This is a genomic window from Rhizobium sp. TH135, assembly GCF_002855515.1.
Taxonomy (GTDB): Bacteria; Pseudomonadota; Alphaproteobacteria; order Rhizobiales; family Rhizobiaceae; genus Allorhizobium.
Genome location: NZ_PKRP01000005.1, coordinates 216380 through 233430, shown reverse-complemented (window position 1 = coordinate 233430; position 17051 = coordinate 216380). Strand labels below are relative to the sequence as shown.

Annotated in this window: 9 protein-coding genes; 4 read left to right on the top strand and 5 right to left on the bottom strand. The window is 62.3% G+C overall.

Features of this window, described 5'->3' with window-relative positions; all coding sequences use genetic code 11:
• Positions 1 to 32: 32 nt before the first annotated feature.
• Together C0V73_RS16310 and C0V73_RS16305 are read right to left on the bottom strand one after the other, a co-directional pair.
• The gene (locus tag C0V73_RS16310) at positions 33 to 8546 is read right to left on the bottom strand and encodes a glucoamylase family protein (protein ID WP_102021048.1); all 8514 of its coding nucleotides are present in this window, start codon (positions 8544 to 8546) and stop codon (positions 33 to 35) included.
• Between the two features lie 359 nt (positions 8547 to 8905).
• A complete protein-coding gene (locus C0V73_RS16305; protein WP_102021047.1) occupies positions 8906 to 9541 on the bottom strand; it encodes a TetR family transcriptional regulator C-terminal domain-containing protein in 636 nt (211 codons plus the stop codon).
• A 135-nt stretch (positions 9542 to 9676) separates the two neighbouring features.
• Here C0V73_RS16305 and C0V73_RS16300 point away from each other — a divergent pair, with 135 nt between their 5' ends.
• The gene (locus C0V73_RS16300) at positions 9677 to 10840 is read left to right on the top strand and encodes a M20 aminoacylase family protein (RefSeq protein WP_172450206.1); all 1164 of its coding nucleotides are present in this window, start codon (positions 9677 to 9679) and stop codon (positions 10838 to 10840) included.
• Here the strand turns inward: C0V73_RS16300 and C0V73_RS16295 are convergent.
• Complete coding sequence (locus tag C0V73_RS16295; RefSeq protein WP_102021268.1) at positions 10822 to 11700, bottom strand: DMT family transporter; 879 nt, start codon at positions 11698 to 11700, stop codon at positions 10822 to 10824. The genes C0V73_RS16300 and C0V73_RS16295 overlap by 19 nt on opposite strands.
• A 203-nt stretch (positions 11701 to 11903) precedes the next feature.
• Here C0V73_RS16295 and C0V73_RS16290 point away from each other — a divergent pair, with 203 nt between their 5' ends.
• The 3 genes from C0V73_RS16290 (at position 11904) to C0V73_RS16280 (ending at position 15244) form a co-directional block, all read left to right on the top strand.
• The gene (locus C0V73_RS16290; protein ID WP_102021046.1) at positions 11904 to 13097 is read left to right on the top strand and encodes an MFS transporter; all 1194 of its coding nucleotides are present in this window, start codon (positions 11904 to 11906) and stop codon (positions 13095 to 13097) included.
• Positions 13098 to 13237: 140 nt separating this feature from the next.
• Complete coding sequence (gene ispG, locus C0V73_RS16285) at positions 13238 to 14503, top strand: flavodoxin-dependent (E)-4-hydroxy-3-methylbut-2-enyl-diphosphate synthase (protein ID WP_172450204.1); 1266 nt, start codon at positions 13238 to 13240, stop codon at positions 14501 to 14503.
• 75 nt (positions 14504 to 14578) lie between these two features.
• A complete protein-coding gene (locus C0V73_RS16280; protein WP_102021045.1) occupies positions 14579 to 15244 on the top strand; it encodes an OmpA family protein in 666 nt (221 codons plus the stop codon).
• A 55-nt stretch (positions 15245 to 15299) separates the two neighbouring features.
• Here C0V73_RS16280 and C0V73_RS16275 read toward each other — a convergent pair whose 3' ends face one another.
• Entirely contained in the window at positions 15300 to 15932 is a 633-nt protein-coding gene (locus C0V73_RS16275; protein ID WP_102021265.1) for a LysE family translocator, read from the bottom strand.
• Positions 15933 to 15994: 62 nt separating this feature from the next.
• Positions 15995 to 17050: a histidinol-phosphate transaminase gene (gene hisC / locus C0V73_RS16270; RefSeq protein WP_102021044.1), complete on the bottom strand. Its 1056-nt coding sequence runs from the start codon at positions 17048 to 17050 to the stop codon at positions 15995 to 15997.
• Position 17051 lies beyond the last annotated feature (1 nt).

Below are 17051 nucleotides of genomic sequence, written 5' to 3'. Positions count from 1 at the left end.
CTCCATCGCTGGCGGGGCCTCTTTCGTTTCGATCATTCTGCAGCCTTGGCCTTTGGCTTTCGTGTCGGCTTTTTCGCTGGCGGCGGAGAGGTGGGCTCTGGCAGATCCTGGCCGATCACCTGTGCCTCGCCATCCAGCGTCACATCGTAGCCGGCAGCATTGCGTGTCACCGCGATCTCAACCTTGCGGCCGTCGATGTGGACCTTGGCCTTGAAGCCTTCCCAGTGTTCCGGGAGAGCGGGGCTGACGACGATGTCGCCGCCCTTGCGGCGGATGCCGAGGAAGCCCTCCACCGCAAAGCGATAGAGCCAGCCGGCAGAGCCCGTGTACCAGGTCCAGCCGCCGCGTCCGGCATAGCCGTCGCCGCCGTAGATGTCGGCTGCGACCACATAGGGTTCGACGCGGTAGCGCTCGGCTTCTTCGGGAGTGCTCGCGTGGTTGATCGGGTTCAGCATTTCAAAGACACGCCAGGCATCGGCCAGGCGACCGGTCTTGACCAGCGACAGCCCCAGCCAGATCGCAGCATGGGTATACTGCCCGCCGTTCTCTCGCACGCCGGGCGGATAGGCGCCTATATAACCCGGATCGACCTGCGGCTTCTCGAATGCCGGGGTGAAGAGACGGACGATGCCGTTTTCCGTATCCACAAGCTTGGAGACCGCGGCATCAAGAGCTTTTGCGGTGTGCACCGGATCCCCTAGGCCCGAGAGAACACTCCAGGACTGGGCGATCGAGTCGATCTGGCACTGAAGGGCCTCGTTCGAACCGAGCGGTGACCCGTCGTCGAAATAGCCGCGACGATAGTGATCACCGTCCCAGCCCGCTGTTTCCAGGGCGGCCTTGAGTTTCACGACATGATCGTTCCAGCGGGTGCTGCGTTCACGCTCGCCGCGCTTGTCGGCCTGAAGCTTGAAGCGCTCCAGCGTGGTGGCCAGCAGCCAGCCGAGCCAGACGCTTTCGCCACGACCTTCAATGCCGACACGGTTCATGCCGTCGTTCCAGTCGCCACCGAGGATCAGCGGCAGGCCGTGTTCGCCGGTGCGGGCGATGGCGAGGTCGAGTGCACGAGCGGCGTGTTCGTAGAGATCAGCCGTTTCTGCTGCGACCCCAGGCAGGAAGAAGCTGTCGTGCTGCCCCTCCTTCAGTTCCTGGCCGTCGAGGAACGGGATCTGCTCTGCAAGGATCGTCTCGTCACCAGTTGCCGTTACATACTGGTCGATCGCATAGGCCAACCAGACGACGTCGTCCGATATCATCGTGCGAACACCGGCGCCGGTCTGCGCCAGCCACCAATGCTGCACATCACCTTCGACGAATTGCCGTGCCGCTGCCTTTAGGATCTGACTGCGGGCCAGGCTGGGCTCGACCGTCAGGAAGGCCAGAGTGTCCTGCAGCTGGTCGCGGAATCCATAGGCTCCGCTCGCCTGGTAAAACCCGGCGCGAGCGAAGAGACGGCAGGCGAGCGCCTGGTAGGGCAGCCAGCGGTTGACGAGGTTGTCGAAGGCCTTTTCGCCGGTCTCCACCGAAAGCTTGCCGGTGAAACCGGTCCAGAAGTCACGGTTGGACTTAAGAACGGTTTCGAAGCCCGCCGCACGAACCGACTTGACCAGATCGACGGCCGCGTCCGCAGTATCGGTTTCACCGAGCAGGAAGGTCATGTCACGCGACTGACCCGGGGCAAGTTCGATATCGAAGGCGATCGCGGCACAAGGATCGCTCTCGCTTTCGATCGAACCGGTCAAGGTCGAGGCGCGAGCGACCGCCTGGGGCAGCTTGATCGTGCCGTTGCGGCCGATGAATTCGCGGCGGCTTGTGGTGTAGCCTTCCGGCTGCTCCGGACCTGCCAGGAAGGCGAAGCGGCCGGAGTAATTGATGTCGTAAGGATTGGAGGCCAGAAGCGCCCCGGTTTCCTCGTCAAAGTCCGATAGCACAAAGGGGGCGGTGCGGGCCGGATTGTTGCCCAGCACCCATTCCGCATAACCGTAAACGCGGAACTTGCGGGCTCCGCCGCTGAAATTCTTCAGCCGGATTTTCGAGAGCTTGACCGGACGAACCCGGTCCACCGTCTGTGTAAGTTCGATCTCCAGATCCCCGTGGCGGCTGATAAAGGTCGAGTAGCCCAGGCCGTGGCGGGTTTCGAAGGTGGCAGACGGATCGAGGTTGAGTGCCGCGACCGTCGCATAGGCGCGACCACTTCCGATATCCGTGACGTAGAAGGCCTCGCCCGGGCGGTTGATGACCGGATCATTGCTCCAGGGGGTGACCTGGTAGTCGCGCGAGTTCTGGCTCCAAGTGAAGCCTGCGCCTTCGGCGGAGACATGGAAGCCGAAGCTCTCGTTCGAGATGACGTTGATCCACGGATGAGGCGTGTTGGCAGTGCCGTTGAGGCGCACGACATATTCCATGCCGTCCTTCGAGAATCCGCCGAAGCCATTCCAAAAATCGAGGTCGGACCCGTCGATCGCCCTGCTTGTCTTGATGGTGGCCGGCAGGGATGGCGGCAGGCCGGCCCATTCGACCTCACCGTCGATGGTGCGTGGGGTGGCGAACAGGGAGACCGCGCGGTTCACTTGGTCGACGATCTTGCCGTTGCGGGTGTGTAGGACAACACGGGCTGCCGCAAGGACGGCCAGTGTCGCGCCTTCGTCCTGCAGGTCGTCACGCACGGTGAAGACATGCTGGCGACCGCCAGGGAGGCGATGGCGCAGATTGTCTGCCATCTGGTCCAGCGCGTGCTGCATGTCCTGAGCATAGGAGGTCGCGCGTTCGTTGATGATCGCGAGATCGGCTACGACGCCACGGCGGCGCAGATATTCGAGCGCGCTCATCGCTTCGCGGGCGATGTCCATGTCCATGTCGTCGTTGATGCGCAGCGCAAAGATCGGGAAGTCGCCCGAGATCGCCATGGGCCAGAGAGCCGACTGAGAGCGCAGGCCCTTGCGAACCGTTTCCGGGTCTGCCCGCAGGTGATTGTCGGGGTAGACCAGATAACGGCCAAGATGCTGGAAGGCCGCTGCCTGCTGCGAGGTGATGCCGATATGGCGCAGTTCGACCTGGGCGCGGGTCCAGGCATGGATCAGTTCATGGCTGAAGGCGTCCGGGTGACGGTAGCGTTCGATCGCCTGGTCGATTTCCTCGCGGCTGGGTGCTGCCATGGTCCAGAAGATGACCTGGACCTTCTTGCCGGCCGGTACGCGAACGACGCGGCGCAGGCTGAGGATCGGGTCGAGCGTGAAGCCTTCGGTGCCGGACAGGTTTGCACCCGGATCGAAAGCTGCGGCTTCGCCGAGGCTGCGGCCACGGCCGAGGAACTTGCGGCGATCGGTTTCGAATTCCGTCGGGCGGCCCTGACCTGCGCTGTCGACCACAAGGTGGGCGACGCAGATATCGGGATCCGACGGGCTGCGCTTGTTGCGCTCGGCGCGAATGACGTCACGGCGGCGGCCGAATTCGGTCTTCACGAACATGCGCGAGAAGAGCGGATGGGCGTTGTCACTGTCCTCGAACGCGAGCACCGGCTCGGTATAGGAGGTGACTTCGATATAGCGATCTTCGGTGCCGGTGTTCAGGATCGTCAGGCGGCGGCCTTCGGCATCATGCTCGGTGCCGACGATGCATTCGACCGAGGTCGAGATGTCGCCCACCGTCTTGAAGAATTCGGCCTTGTCGTCGCCGAAGATGACCTTGGTCTTTTCGTCTTCCGCACGGCGTGGCGCTGATGTCGCCGACCACCATTCGTTGGTTGCCGTGTCGCGCAGGAAGAGGAAAGTGCCCCACCGATCTTCGGTCGTGTCGGGTTTCCAGCGGGTGACGGACTGGCCGTTCCAGCGCGAGAAGCCCGAGCCGGTTGCGGTGAGCATCACCGAGTAATGGCCGTTCGACAGGAAGTTGACCTCACGGTCCTTCGTTGCCGGATCTTCGATCGTACGGATCTCGGCACGCAGAAGGTCAGCCTGACCCTTGCCCGGCGTCTGCGGCTCGTATTTCGCGCTCATGACCGGAATTTCGCGCGGGGTCTTCTCCTGCAGGAGAAGTTCAGCTGCTTCGATCACCGGATCGGCGTGGAAGAGCGCGCGCAGGCGGCCGTTGAAGGCAACGTTGGCGATTGCCGCGATCGACATGCCATGGTGGTGGGCATAGTAGTTGTAGACAACAGCGCACTTCTTGCCGTCGGGCAGACGGGTCGGCGTGAAGTCTACGGCATCGTGGAAACCATAGGCGCCGAGCGCGCCGAGCTTGCGCAGCCGCTTCAGGTTCTCGAGAGCCGCTTCCGGATAATACTGGCTGGCGAGGATCGAGGCATAGGGCGCAATAACGGCGTTCTGGCCGAGACCGCGCTTCAGGCCGAGCGTCGGCACACCGAAGTTGGTGTACTGGTAGTTCATCTCGTGGTCGCGGGCGTTGAAGGCCGCTTCCGAGATGCCCCAGGGGATGTTCAGGCGGCGACCATGGTTCATCTGCTCGATGACGATCAGATTGTTGGTCTGGTTGAGGATGCCGCCCTGACGCTCCTGCATGACGAGCGGCGGCATCAGATATTCGAACATCGAGCCGGACCAGGAAATCAGCGCGGCGCGCGCACCGATCGGCACGACCTGACGGCCGAGGCGGTACCAGTGTTCCGTCGGCAGGTCGCCCTTCGCGATGGCAAACAGGCTGGTCAGACGGCATTCGGAAGCGAGAAGGTCGTAGCAGGCCTCGTCCAGTTCGCGGGCGTCGACCCGGTAGCCGATCGACAGCAGACGGCGCTCTGGACGGAACAGGAAGGTGAAGTCCATCGAGAAGGCGAGGTCGCGGGCGCGCTCGGACAGCTGGCTCAAGCGCTGGCGCAGCGGATCGATGTTCGACAGGTCGAAGGCTGTGTCGGAGATGTGGGCTTCGCAGACCGAGACCAGCGATTCCGTCCAGCGCACGACTTCGGCGCTCGGCTCGGAGCGGACTTCGTGGTGCAGGTTGGCTGCGAGCTTCTGAACGTCGCGGGCAAGAACCGCCAGATTGATGATGCGGATCGAAGCGAATTCATGTTCGCGCTTCACCGCAGCAAGGGCGGTGTTGAAGCCGATGATGCGCTCTTCCAGTCGGCGACGCAGCGGGCGGACCGTCTTGCGGTCGTCGGGCAGCTGTTCGAGGATTTCGAGCAGGATGCCGCCGACATCGCCGATGCCGTCGAGATTGCCCTGGAGATGGGCCGAAGGCGCTTCTGCCCATTCACGGCAGGCAGACGAAATCGCGATCAGATGGCCGGCGAGATTGCCGCTGTCGACGGCGGAAACATAACGCGGGCCGAGCGTCTTGAGGGTGTCCGTGTAGTACCAGTTGTACAGGTGACCGCGATACTTCTCCATGCGCTCGACGGTCGCAATGGTCTGCTCCATGCGCTCGATCGTCTGCTCGAAGCTCAGCCAGCCGAAATGACGGGCCGATACGACGGAGAGCAGATAAACGCCGATGTTGGTCGGCGAGGTGCGGTGCGCGATGATCGGTTCGGGCGTTTCCTGGAAGTTATCCGGGGGCAGGTAGTTGTCGCCGGCCGTGGTGAAGGTCTCGTAGTAACGCCAGGTACGGCGCGCGATCTTGCGCAGCTCATAGGAGACGTTTTCTGGCACTTCCAGGCTGTCTTCGGTCTCGGCCGACTGGCTGACATACCAGGCGAGCAGCGGAGACAGGACCCAGAGGAAGGCAAAGGGAAGGCCGATCAGATAGCCATAGCCACCCGGCAGGGCCGCAACGCCGACCGACAGCACTGCCAGGATCGGGGCGTGGCGCATGTTGCGGTAGTAGGAGTTGATCGTTCCCTGCGCGGCTGACTGAACGCTCGCGGCGGTGCGCCATTCGAGGAGCAGCTTGCGGCTCACCAGCATGCGGTAGAGAGAGCGAACGATGGCGTCGGCCATCATGCAGGCATTGTCGGCGATGAAGACGATGCGCAGGGCGACCTGGGCATTGATCGACCGGACTTCCGACCAGAGTGTCTGGAAATGGGCGGCCGGGACGATGTCGGTCTGACGCGGCACGATGCCGGAGAGAAGTGACAGGGTCGGGGCGACGAACAGGCTGAAGATCAGGACCAACTGCCAGATGGTGGCGCCCACGGGTTCCATGGTCGCCCAGCCGAGGACCGAAGCGGCGTACCAGGCGATCGGGGTGAGCGAGCGACGCAAATTGTCGACCATCTTCCAGCGACCGAGGCTGGTGATGCCGCGGCTGGTGTCGCCGATGTAGGGAATGAGCTGCCAGTCACCACGCGCCCAGCGATGCTGACGGGAGATTTCGACCTCGTAGCGGGTTGGGAAGTCTTCGACCAGTTCGACATCGGTCACGAGCGCACAGCGGGCGAACGAGCCTTCCAGCAGGTCATGGCTGAGAACGCTGTTTTCGTCGATCCGGCCCTTTATGGCCGTCTCGAAAGCGTCGACATCATAGAGACCCTTGCCGGTGAAGGTGCCTTCGCCGGTAATGTCCTGATAGACGTCGGACACTGTGAAGACGTACGGGTCCAGACCGCGGTTCATCGAGAAGATGCGCTGGAAAACCGAGGCGTCCTTGCCCGTGGTCAACGAGGGGGTGACGCGCGGCTGAAGAACCCCGTAGCCGCTCATCACGCGACCCGTTTTTTCGTCATGCACCGGACGGTTGATCGGGTGGTGCATCTTGCCGACGAGCTTGGTCACGGCATCGCGCATCAGGCGCGTGTCGGCGTCGAGCGTCATGACGTAACGCACGTTTTCAGGCACCATGTTGGCGCCCGGGAGGTAGGACGTGTCGCGGTCGCCGCGCAGGAGCAGGTTCAGCTCGTGCAGCTTGCCGCGCTTGCGCTCCCAGCCCATCCAGCAGCCTTCTGCCTCGTTGTAGAGACGGCGGCGATGCATGAGATAGAAGCGGGTCTTACCGGCGAAATCGTAGCGGCTATTGAGGTGGGCTACTTCGCGTTTGGCGTAATCGAGAACCTCGAGATCCGCCGCGGATTCCTCCGTCTGGCTATCCTTCCAGTCGCTCAGCAGCGCGAAATAGATCTCGCCATGCGGGTTGGTCAGGTAGTGGACTTCGAGGTTGCGGACGAGTTCGTCGACATCGTCGCGCTTGGTGATCATGCAGGGCACGACGACGAGCGTGCGCGCCTCTTCGGGGATGCCGTCCTTGAACTCGTAACCGGTCAGGCGGAATGGTTTGACGAAGAAGGTGACGAGCGTGTTGAAGAGGCCCGTCGCACCCTCGGACACCGGCAGAGAGACCAGGATCAGCAGGATCAGGATCAGCGAGGTCGGAAGGCCGGCCTGTGTGAGGAAGTGTCCGATGACGGCGAGTGCTGCAATCGTCAAGGCGACGACGGGCACGGCGATCGAGAGCCAGTTCAGGCGCTTGATGAAATCGGTGATGATGCGCGAGAGCGGCTGGCTGTAGCCAATGGCATCTTCGAGCTCGATGCGCCGGCTGCCGACGAGATAGCTTCCGACGTCGAGCTGGCCGTCCGGACCGGCTGCACGGGTTGCTACGTCGATCGCGGTCTGGGCGATTTCAATCTCGGACTGGTCACAGCGCCGCGCCAGCTTTTCGATGGTGTTGCGGTAGGCGTTGCGCGAGCCGAAATCGAGCTGGCGATAGTCGGTATGCTGGCCAAGGATCCGGTCGACATGGCTGACCTCTTCGACCCAGACCGACCATTCCTTGTCGTCGATCTCTCTGAGGCCGCGGACGATGTTGCCCATCGTCACGTTGCCAGAGGACAGCCTGTTGTGTTCGGCGTCCATCGCCTCTTCGGCCGTGCGTCCGGCGGCCTCAAGCCGGCTTTCCAGCCATTCGACCGCGAAGCTCGTGTTCTGCGAGCCGTTGCGCAGGCGATAGAGGAACTGGGTGGCGAAGGTGTTGTCGTCCGCAAGCTGCTCGATCTGGCTGAGATAGGTCGCGGCCGCGACTGGGTCGTTGAGCCGGACGATCTCGTCGGCCACCTCGTTTGCCCGGCGGCGCATCCGGCGTGAGCGGTCCACACGGGTCGCAATGCGGCGGAGGTTTTCCACCAGCACGAAACGCACGATCGAAGGCAGCGCCCAGAGTTCACCGATTTCCAGGGTCTGATGCTGCTGGTAGCCTTCGACCAGGGCCGTCATGCTTTCCTGGCTGACGGTCGAGTGTGTATGGGCAACATAGAGCCAGGCGAGTGCCATGGTCCGCGGGATCTCGCGGTGGCCGATCTTCATGGTCGGCAGCTGGCGATAGAACTTCTTCGGGAAGTCGCGGCGGACTTCCTGGATCGCTTCTTCGATGATGTAGTGATTGTCGAGCAGCCATTCGGCAGCCGGCGTGATGGTCGCGCCGGCTTCGACGTCTGCTGCCGTCGCGCGGTAGACCCGCAGGATCTCACGCTCGTTTTCCTTGTGCCGGGCGAAGAAGTCGAAATCCATCAAGCCGGGCAGTTCGGTGGCACCGTTCAGCGCGAGCGACGCCGCGCTCTCCCGCAACTCCTCGATCGTGAAATAGGCAGATCGAATGGAATCGTTGTGGTCGATCTGCTTGGTTTCGAGGTCGCGCGATGGGACATGCAGCGTCATGAAAAATAAGTTCTCAGTTTGGTGGTTAAGTTGAAGGCCGTCGGGCTCGAACCGTCCGGTCGTCGCCTTGGCGCCTCATTGCACAAAATCGGGCTGTTGACCAACAATCGAGGCAGAAAAAGGCCGTAATGCGACGTGTGACCAGTTGCTTTGGGACTCTGTAGGCGACTTTCGCTTCGTGGCAGGTGAATTGGCGTTTTTATGCCGTATTTCAAGCGTCTGGCCAAGAGGCTTGCTGGAGGTGCTTACGCCGTAGGAGGGCGTTTGTTCCTTCTGCATCCCTCGTTGTCATCGCTAGGTTACCAGAAGCCAAACCGACAGCCGATGGCAACCTTCCTACGCATGTCATTTCGCGTCACTCAGGCCCTGTTTCTGAGCGGTAAGCCGCCGAGCATGGCCTCCACCGCGTCGAGCGCGATATGGGCGAGGCGGCCTTCGTCGAAGAGGTCGCTTGCGAGCGAGTTTTCCAGCCACAGACCGTCGATCAGGCCGTTGATCGCGACGGCGAGATGGCGCGTTTCGGAGAAAGGCGCTTCATGCCGATGCGCCGTCAGCACCGCTCCGACGAGCTCTTCGAGAAGTCCGATAAAGACGAGATAGTTTTCCCGATGAATGCGGGCGAGTTCGTCATCCGAGCGGACACGGCCGATGAAAGCTGCCCAAAGGGAAAGGGCCTTCGGGTCTGCAATCGGTGGGCTGACATTGGCAACGATGAAATCATGGAGGCGTCGGCGAGGGTCGTCGCCTGCCTCGGCCATGGCGTCCACCGCAGTCCCGGTCATCCCTGCCAGCATTTCGCGATAGGCGGCCTGGACCATCTCGTCCTTGCCGGAGAAATAATGGCGGATCAGGCCGCCGGTCACGCCTGCACGGGCCGCGATGTCGCGCACGGTGGCACCTTCCAGGCCATGCTCGGAGATGCTGTCCAGGGTCGCCGCGATGAGATCCTTCCGGCGCTCGGCTTCACCGGCACGTTGGAACATGCGTCGTGTCATAGGTCTCTCCGGCGAGGATAAAGGGGGCGGCTGGTGGCGACCGCTCCCGCCCTTTTTATACGGTTGAACAACTAGCCGGCAAGTGCCACAGTTCGCGCCTCAACGAATGCCCTAGACGCCCGAAAGGTGAATTCCATGACGATCCACGCTCCCAATGTGATGGCAGAAGTGCTCGCGACGCGCCATCATCTGCATCGGTTTCCGGAGATCGGCCTGTCTGAGTTCAAGACGTCGGACTATGTGGCTGAGCAACTGACGGCTCTCGGCTACGACGTCACGCGTGGCCTTGCCAAAACAGGGGTGGTGGCGACGCTTCGAAACGGTTCAAGCGATCGCAGCATCGGCATCCGTGCCGATTTTGACGCGTTACCGATCCTCGAAGAGACGGGGCTGCCCTATGCCAGCGAAGTCCCGGGCGTCATGCATGCCTGCGGGCATGATGGTCATACGGCGATGCTGCTTGGTGCGGCGAAGATCCTTGCCGAACGTCGGAATTTCGACGGTGTGATCCATCTGATCTTCCAGCCTGCCGAGGAAAATTTCGGCGGTGCCCGCATCATGATCGAAGACGGATTGTTTGATCGCTTCCCCTGTGACGCGGTGTTTGCGCTTCACAACGATCCGGAGATCCCTTTTGGCCACATCGCCCTTCGCGAAGGCCCTATTATGGCTGCCGTCGACGAGTGTAAGATCACGGTCAACGGCCGCGGCGGTCATGGCGCGGAGCCGCAGTCGACAGCTGATCCGATCGTGTGCGGCGCGTCGATCGTGATGGCGCTGCAGACGATCGTGTCGCGCAACATCCACCCGCTCGATCCGACCGTCATCACGGTTGGCGGTTTCCATGCAGGTGCCGCGAGCAATGTCATTCCGGAACGGGCCGAGATGGTGCTGTCGATCCGCTCCTTCGATCCCAAGGTTCGCGACCAGCTGGAAAGCCGGATCCGGGCCGTGGCCGAGGGACAGGCTGCGAGTTACGGGATGGGTGTCACCATCGACTACGAGCGTGGCTATGACCCGACCGTCAACCACAAGGTGGAGACGGACTTCGTCCGAGATCTTGCTGTCAGCTTTGCGGGCAAGGACAAGGTATACGACCTACCGCGGCCGATGATGGGCAGCGAGGACTTCGCCTATATGCTGGCGAAACGTCCGGGCAGCTACTTCTTCCTCGGCACGCAGCGCACGCCCAATGACCCGCCGCTGCACCATCCACGCTACGACTTCAACGACGACATTCTCCCCGTCGGTACCACCCTGTGGGTGGAACTCGCGGAGCGTTATCTCTCGAGGTCCTGAGAGGGCGTGCCCCGCTGGGCGGCGAAGAGAATGATCAAGCCGGCGCCGGCGATGAGCACGGCGCCTGCCCATACGTTCGGGCCGGGCACGTCGCGCCAGATCGCGTAACCGAGCGCGAAGGCCCAGATCAGCGCGGTGTATTCGAGCGGCGCGATCACCGAGATCGGTGCGCGGCGCAGCGCCTCGAAGTAGCTCATCTGGCCGAGGCCGCCGATGAAGCCGACCGCAAGCAGCAGGATCTGCGTTGCCCCGCTCGGCATGGTCCATGTCATGAGGGCCATGGGTGTGGTCAGCATCAGGAAGAAGACATTGGTCATGGCCATCTGAACCATGCTGCTGGCGCTCTGGCTGGTGGTCCGCAGAAGGGTCGTTGCAATTGCCCAGCAGACGGCGGCAATCAATGCGAGATAGACCGGCCAGCCTGTGGCGAGGCCTGTCGGGTTGCTGGCGATGACGACGCCGACGAAGCCGGTGATGACAGCGATCCAGCTGCTTGGCGGGACCTTTTCACCGAGGATCGGGATCGCCAGCAATATCGCGGCAATCGGGGCTGCGAAATAGAGCGTCGTCAGATCCGCAAGCGGCAAGTGCTTGGCTGCGTTGAAGTAGCAGAGCCAGGCCGCCAGTAGGAAGAGGCTGCGCAGCATCATCGGGCGCAGGGCCGGCGATGTGACGGTTTCGCGAGCAAGCGACCGGCCACCCAGGATGTAGCATCCGAGCAGGATCGCAATGCTTCGGCAAAACAGGATCTGCCACACCGTGGTGGACTCCACGAGCAGCTTGATCATGGCGTCATGCATGGCGAAGAAGAGATAGGCGAGACTGGACAGCAGGATACCAGCGCCGACTGCGGTTTTCACGGAAGTGTCTTTCGGGTAGGGCGGCCCCAGCATGCGGTCGCATTGGATTTCCTGTTTCGGGTGTCCACAGACGACTGTCAATCCCCGGTTGGCGTTGCCGAGATTGTTGTCGCGCGAAACAAAAATTTACAGCCGCGGGATGCATGGGGCGTTGTCGTTTAAATCGATTTAATTAAAGTGCGCCCCGACCACGGGAGCAGGACATGAACGATATTTCGCAGACCATCACTTCCCCAGCCGCACCGGCGCCGATCGTCACGAGGGAGCGCGCCGCCGTCGCATTGCTGTTCTTTCTGAACGGTCTGGTGATTGGCGCCTGGGCGCCGAAGATCCCGTTCTTTTCGCAGGCGCTTGGGCTCTCGGAATTGATGCTGGGGGTGATGATTTTCGTCTTCGGCGTAGGCTCGTTGGTTCTGATGCCGATCGCCGGCATGCAGATCGCCCGCTACGGCTCGCGTCGCGTGGTCGAGATCACCACGCTCCTGTTCATCCCGACGATCGTGCTTGTCACGCTCGTCGACAATATCTGGACGGGTGCCGTCGCGATCTTCCTCTTCGGTGGCCTGACCGGGGCCATGGACGTGGCGATGAATGCCAATGCCGTCGAAGTCGAGCGCAACATGCGCCGCTCGATCATGTCGTCCTGCCATGCCTTCTGGAGCCTGGGTGGTCTGTGCGGTGCGGCGACCGGTGGTTTCTTGATCGCCTCGCTCGGGGTCACCGGGCACGTGCTGCTGCTGGCTGCCGTCTGCGTCGTCTTGTTCCTGGTTGCCCGTCCGATGATCCTCGCCGATGCGCCGCATCCGAGTGACGAGCCGGTCAAGGCCAAGCTGCCGATGACGCCGCTGCCCTGGCTGATCGGCACGATCGCGCTGTTCTGCATGATCCCTGAGGGAACCGTGCTCGACTGGAGCGCGCTCTATCTGCGCAATGAGCTGAATGCTTCGACCGAAATGTCGGGCTTTGCCTTCGCCGCCTTCTCCTTCACCATGGCCGTCTGCCGCTTTGCCGGTGACTTCGTTCGTGACCGGTTCGGTGCCGTCAACACGCTGCGCTTCTGCGGGGTTGCTGCGATCATCGGTCTTGTTATCGCCGGGCAGTCGAGCAATGTGACGCTTGCCCTGATCGGGTTTGCGATCACCGGGATCGGGATCTCCAACATGGTGCCGATCGCCTTTTCTGCCGGTGGCAATATCCCGGGATTGGCTCCGGGCGTCGGTCTCTCCGTCGTCACGACCATGGGCTATTCCGGCATTCTCTTTGCGCCATCGCTTATCGGGTTCATCGCCGAATACACCTCCCTGTCGACCGTTTACACCGCGATCCCCTCCCTGTTGATCGTCGTGCTGGCTCTGTCCGGCCTTGCCCGGCATGCGGACCGGTCAACGGGTCACTGAACTGAACTGAGATGAGTGCGCAGCGCGCGTGAGTGATGCCTGCGCACTCGTGCATGTGATTGCGGTTCGATGTCTTGCGGTTGACAAGCGATCTGCTTTGATCCACCTCCATGGCGATTGAGGCTTGCAGAGAAACAGCCATGACCGCACCCATCATCCAGCCCGCCGACGCCTTTGATCCCAAGCCGCGCCGCTCATCGGTCGCCGTTGAAGTCGGAGGCGTGATCATCGGCGGCGGGGCGCCCGTCGTCGTTCAGTCGATGACCAATACCGATACGGCCGATATCGATGCGACGGTCGCCCAGGTGGCCGCCCTTTACAAGGCGGGTTCCGAGGTGGTGCGCATCACCGTTGACCGCGACGAGAGTGCGGCCGCCGTGCCGAAGATCCGTGAGCGCCTGTTGCGCCTCGGCATGGATGTGCCGCTGATCGGCGACTTCCACTATATCGGCCACAAGCTGCTCGCCGATCATCCTGGTTGCGCCGAGGCGCTGGCGAAATATCGCATCAATCCGGGCAATGTCGGCTTCAAGGACAAGAAGGACAAGCAGTTCGCCGAGATCGTCGAGATGGCGATCCGCTACGACAAGCCTGTCCGTATCGGCGTCAACTGGGGTTCGCTGGACCAGGAGTTGCTGACCCGTTTGATGGATCAGAATGCTGCTCAGGGTTCACCGCTGTCGGCGCGTCAGGTGACGCGCGAGGCGATCGTGCAATCGGCGCTGCTCTCGGCCGAACTGGCTGAGGAGATCGGCCTGCCGCGCAACCGCATCATCCTGTCCGCCAAGGTCAGCCAGGTGCAGGATCTGATCGCTGTCTATTCGATGCTTGCCGAGCGCTCCAACCATGCGCTGCATCTGGGGCTTACCGAGGCCGGCATGGGCTCGAAGGGCATCGTCGCCTCTTCGGCTGCCATGGGCTATGTGCTGCAGCACGGTATTGGCGATACTGTCCGCGTCTCGCTGACACCCGAGCCAAATGGGGATCGCACCCGCGAGGTCCAGGTGGCGCAGGAACTGTTGCAGGTCATGGGCTTCCGTCAGTTCGTGCCGGTCGTTGCTGCATGTCCGGGCTGTGGTCGTACGACATCGACCGTCTTCCAGGAGCTCGCCCAGAAGATCCAGGACGATCTGCGCAAGAACATGCCGGTCTGGCGGGAAAAGTATCCCGGCGTCGAAGGTCTGAACGTCGCGGTCATGGGCTGCATCGTCAATGGTCCGGGCGAAAGCAAGCACGCCGATATCGGCATTTCGCTTCCCGGTACCGGTGAAAATCCAGCGGCGCCTGTGTTCATCGATGGCGAAAAAGCCATGACCTTGCGTGGTCCGAACATCGCTGCGGATTTCGAGGCGCTGGTGGCGGACTATATCCAGAAGCGCTATGGACAAAAGTCGGCGGCGGAGTGAGCCTGCTGGCAACTTTTTGTTGCCGCAATTTCACGGTTGACGGATGATCAGCCGAATCCTGGAGGGACCCCGAGCATGATCAAGAAGATCGCCATTCTCGCGCTGTGCGCGACCTATCTGAGTGCCTGCACGACGACAGATCCCTATACGGGTCAGCAGAAGGTGTCGAACACGACGGGCGGCGCTGCCCTCGGTGCTGCCGTGGGCGCGCTCGGTGGTCTCGCCGTCGGTGGTTCGCCGGTCGGCCGGCGCAATGCAGCGCTCATCGGTGCCGGTATCGGCGCACTCGCCGGCGGCGCCATCGGCAACTACATGGATCAGCAGGAATCGGAACTGCGCGCACAGCTGCAGGGCACCGGCATTTCGGTCACCCGCGTCGGCGACCGTATCATCCTGAACATGCCGTCCAACATCACCTTCAACACGGATCAGGATGCGGTCATGCCGCAGTTCTATCCGACGCTGAACTCGGTCGCGATCGTGCTGCGCAAGTTCGACCGCACGCTGATCGACATCAACGGTCACACCGATTCGACCGGCAGCCAGGCTTACAACCAGGGCCTGTCCGAGCGCCGTGCGATGTCGGTGGCGGGTTACCTCAACAGCCAGGGCGTCGACCCGCGGCGTGTATCCGCCGTCGGCTTTGGCCCGAACCAGCCGATCGCTTCTAACGCCACGCCGGATGGCCGCGCGCAGAACCGCCGTGTGGAAATCCAGATCTCGCCGCTCACCCAGGGCTGAGGTCTGTCCACTTCAAGGATCAGAGGCGCCGCATCCGTGCGGCGCCTTTTTCGTTTCAGCGGAAGGTGAGGAGCTTCACGCCGGCAAAGGTGAAGAGAATGGCGAGCGTCCCGTCGATGTAGCGGCGTGCGGCGCGATAGATCCGGAGCGCGCCCGGGGTCGAGAAGAGCAGCGCATAGCCCATGAAGACGATGAAGCCGGTCATCAGGCAACCGCAGACGACGATGGCGACCGCAGACGGCGTCGCACCGGCGGGCAGCCCCAGCGAGATGATCGCCAGCCAGGCGAAGATCGCCTTGGGGTTCGTCAGGTGGATCGCATAGCCCATCAGAAATGTGCGCTTCAGGCTCGCTGTCGCCTTGGTGACGCCAAGCGTATCGATCTTGCTCGCCGCCGAGCGGAAGGCGCGCCAGGCGAGATAGAGCAAGTAGAGACCGCCCAGGATCCGCATCAGCACCAGCGCCTGCGCATATTGGGAGAGGATGGCGGCAAGACCGAGAGAGGCGGCAATCGCCCAGGTCATCGACCCGCAGAAGATGCCGGCTGCAATCGTCAATCCATGCCGGCGCCCCTGGCCGAGAGACGCGGAGGCAATCGCCATGGTCGCCGGACCCGGGCTCAAGACCGCAACCAGGTAAACGAGGTAGGCCGCTGCGACCTGCGGCCAATATTGAAGAATTTCAGTCAAGGACATGCTCCGGCGCTTGCAACAGGAGCCGGAGACTAGCCGCTATCGGTCAATTCGACACGTCAGATGATTTGATCGATCGCATTCAGAAACTGATGGCATTCCTCTGTCGTGCCGATCGTCACGCGAAGGAAATCGGAAATCCGTGGCTTGTTGAAATGCCGTACGAGGACAGCGCGCTCGCGCAGACCCTTTTGAAGATCTGCACCCTGATGCGCTGGATGACGTGCAAAGACGAAGTTGGTCGATGAGGGAAGGACCTCGAAGCCGCGGGCCTCGAGAGCATGCTTCACCATCTCGCGGTTGGCGATGATCTTGCCGCAGGCGTCGTCGAACCAGGCCTCGTCCTCGATCGCGGCGGTTGCCGCTGCCTGGGCCAGCATGTCGACGGGATAGGAGTTGAAGCTGTCCTTCATCCGCTCCAGGGCCTCGATCAGCGGCCGCTGGCCAAGCGCAAAACCGACCCGCAGACCGGCGAGCGAGCGCGACTTCGAGAAGGTCTGGACGACGAGCAAGTTCTCGTAGCGCGGTATCAGCGATGCCGCAGTCTCGGCGCCGAAATCCACATAGGCCTCGTCGATCACCACGACCTGATCCGGGTGGGAGGCGACGAGCTTCTCGATCTCTGCGAGCGGCAGCGCGATGCCGGTCGGCGCATTCGGATTGGTCAGGATGATAGCGCCGCAAGGACGGTCGTAATCGGCGATGCGGACCTGCAGGCCGTCATCCAGCGCAATCTCCTCGACCTTAACTTCGAAGAGCCGAGCATAGGTCTTGTAGAAGCTGTAGGTGATGTCAGGGTAGAGCAGAGGGGCGTCGTGCTTGAGCAAGGCAGCGAAGGTGAAGGCCAGGACTTCGTCCGAGCCGTTGCCGACAAAAACCTCGTCCATCGTCAGGCCGTAGCGCTTCGCAATCGCCTTGCGCAGGTCCGTGGAGGCCGGGTCGGGGTAGAGGCGCAGTCGTTCACCGGAGGCAGCTGCGATCGCGTCCAGCACGCGCTGCGAGGGGCCGTAGGGGCTCTCATTGGTGTTGAGCTTCACCAGGCCTGGAATTTTGGGCTGTTCACCCGCGACATAGGGCTCCAGCGCGTGGACGGCAGACGACCAGAAACGGCTCATA

Coding starts and splice junctions, on each gene's coding strand:
- C0V73_RS16310 (WP_102021048.1), bottom strand. CDS start 8,546: ATGACGCTGCATGTCCCATCGCGCGACCTCGAAACCAAGCAGATCGAC.
- C0V73_RS16305 (WP_102021047.1), bottom strand. CDS start 9,541: ATGACACGACGCATGTTCCAACGTGCCGGTGAAGCCGAGCGCCGGAAG.
- C0V73_RS16300 (WP_172450206.1), top strand. CDS start 9,677: ATGACGATCCACGCTCCCAATGTGATGGCAGAAGTGCTCGCGACGCGC.
- C0V73_RS16290 (WP_102021046.1), top strand. CDS start 11,904: ATGAACGATATTTCGCAGACCATCACTTCCCCAGCCGCACCGGCGCCG.
- ispG (WP_172450204.1), top strand. CDS start 13,238: ATGACCGCACCCATCATCCAGCCCGCCGACGCCTTTGATCCCAAGCCG.
- C0V73_RS16280 (WP_102021045.1), top strand. CDS start 14,579: ATGATCAAGAAGATCGCCATTCTCGCGCTGTGCGCGACCTATCTGAGT.
- hisC (WP_102021044.1), bottom strand. CDS start 17,050: ATGAGCCGTTTCTGGTCGTCTGCCGTCCACGCGCTGGAGCCCTATGTC.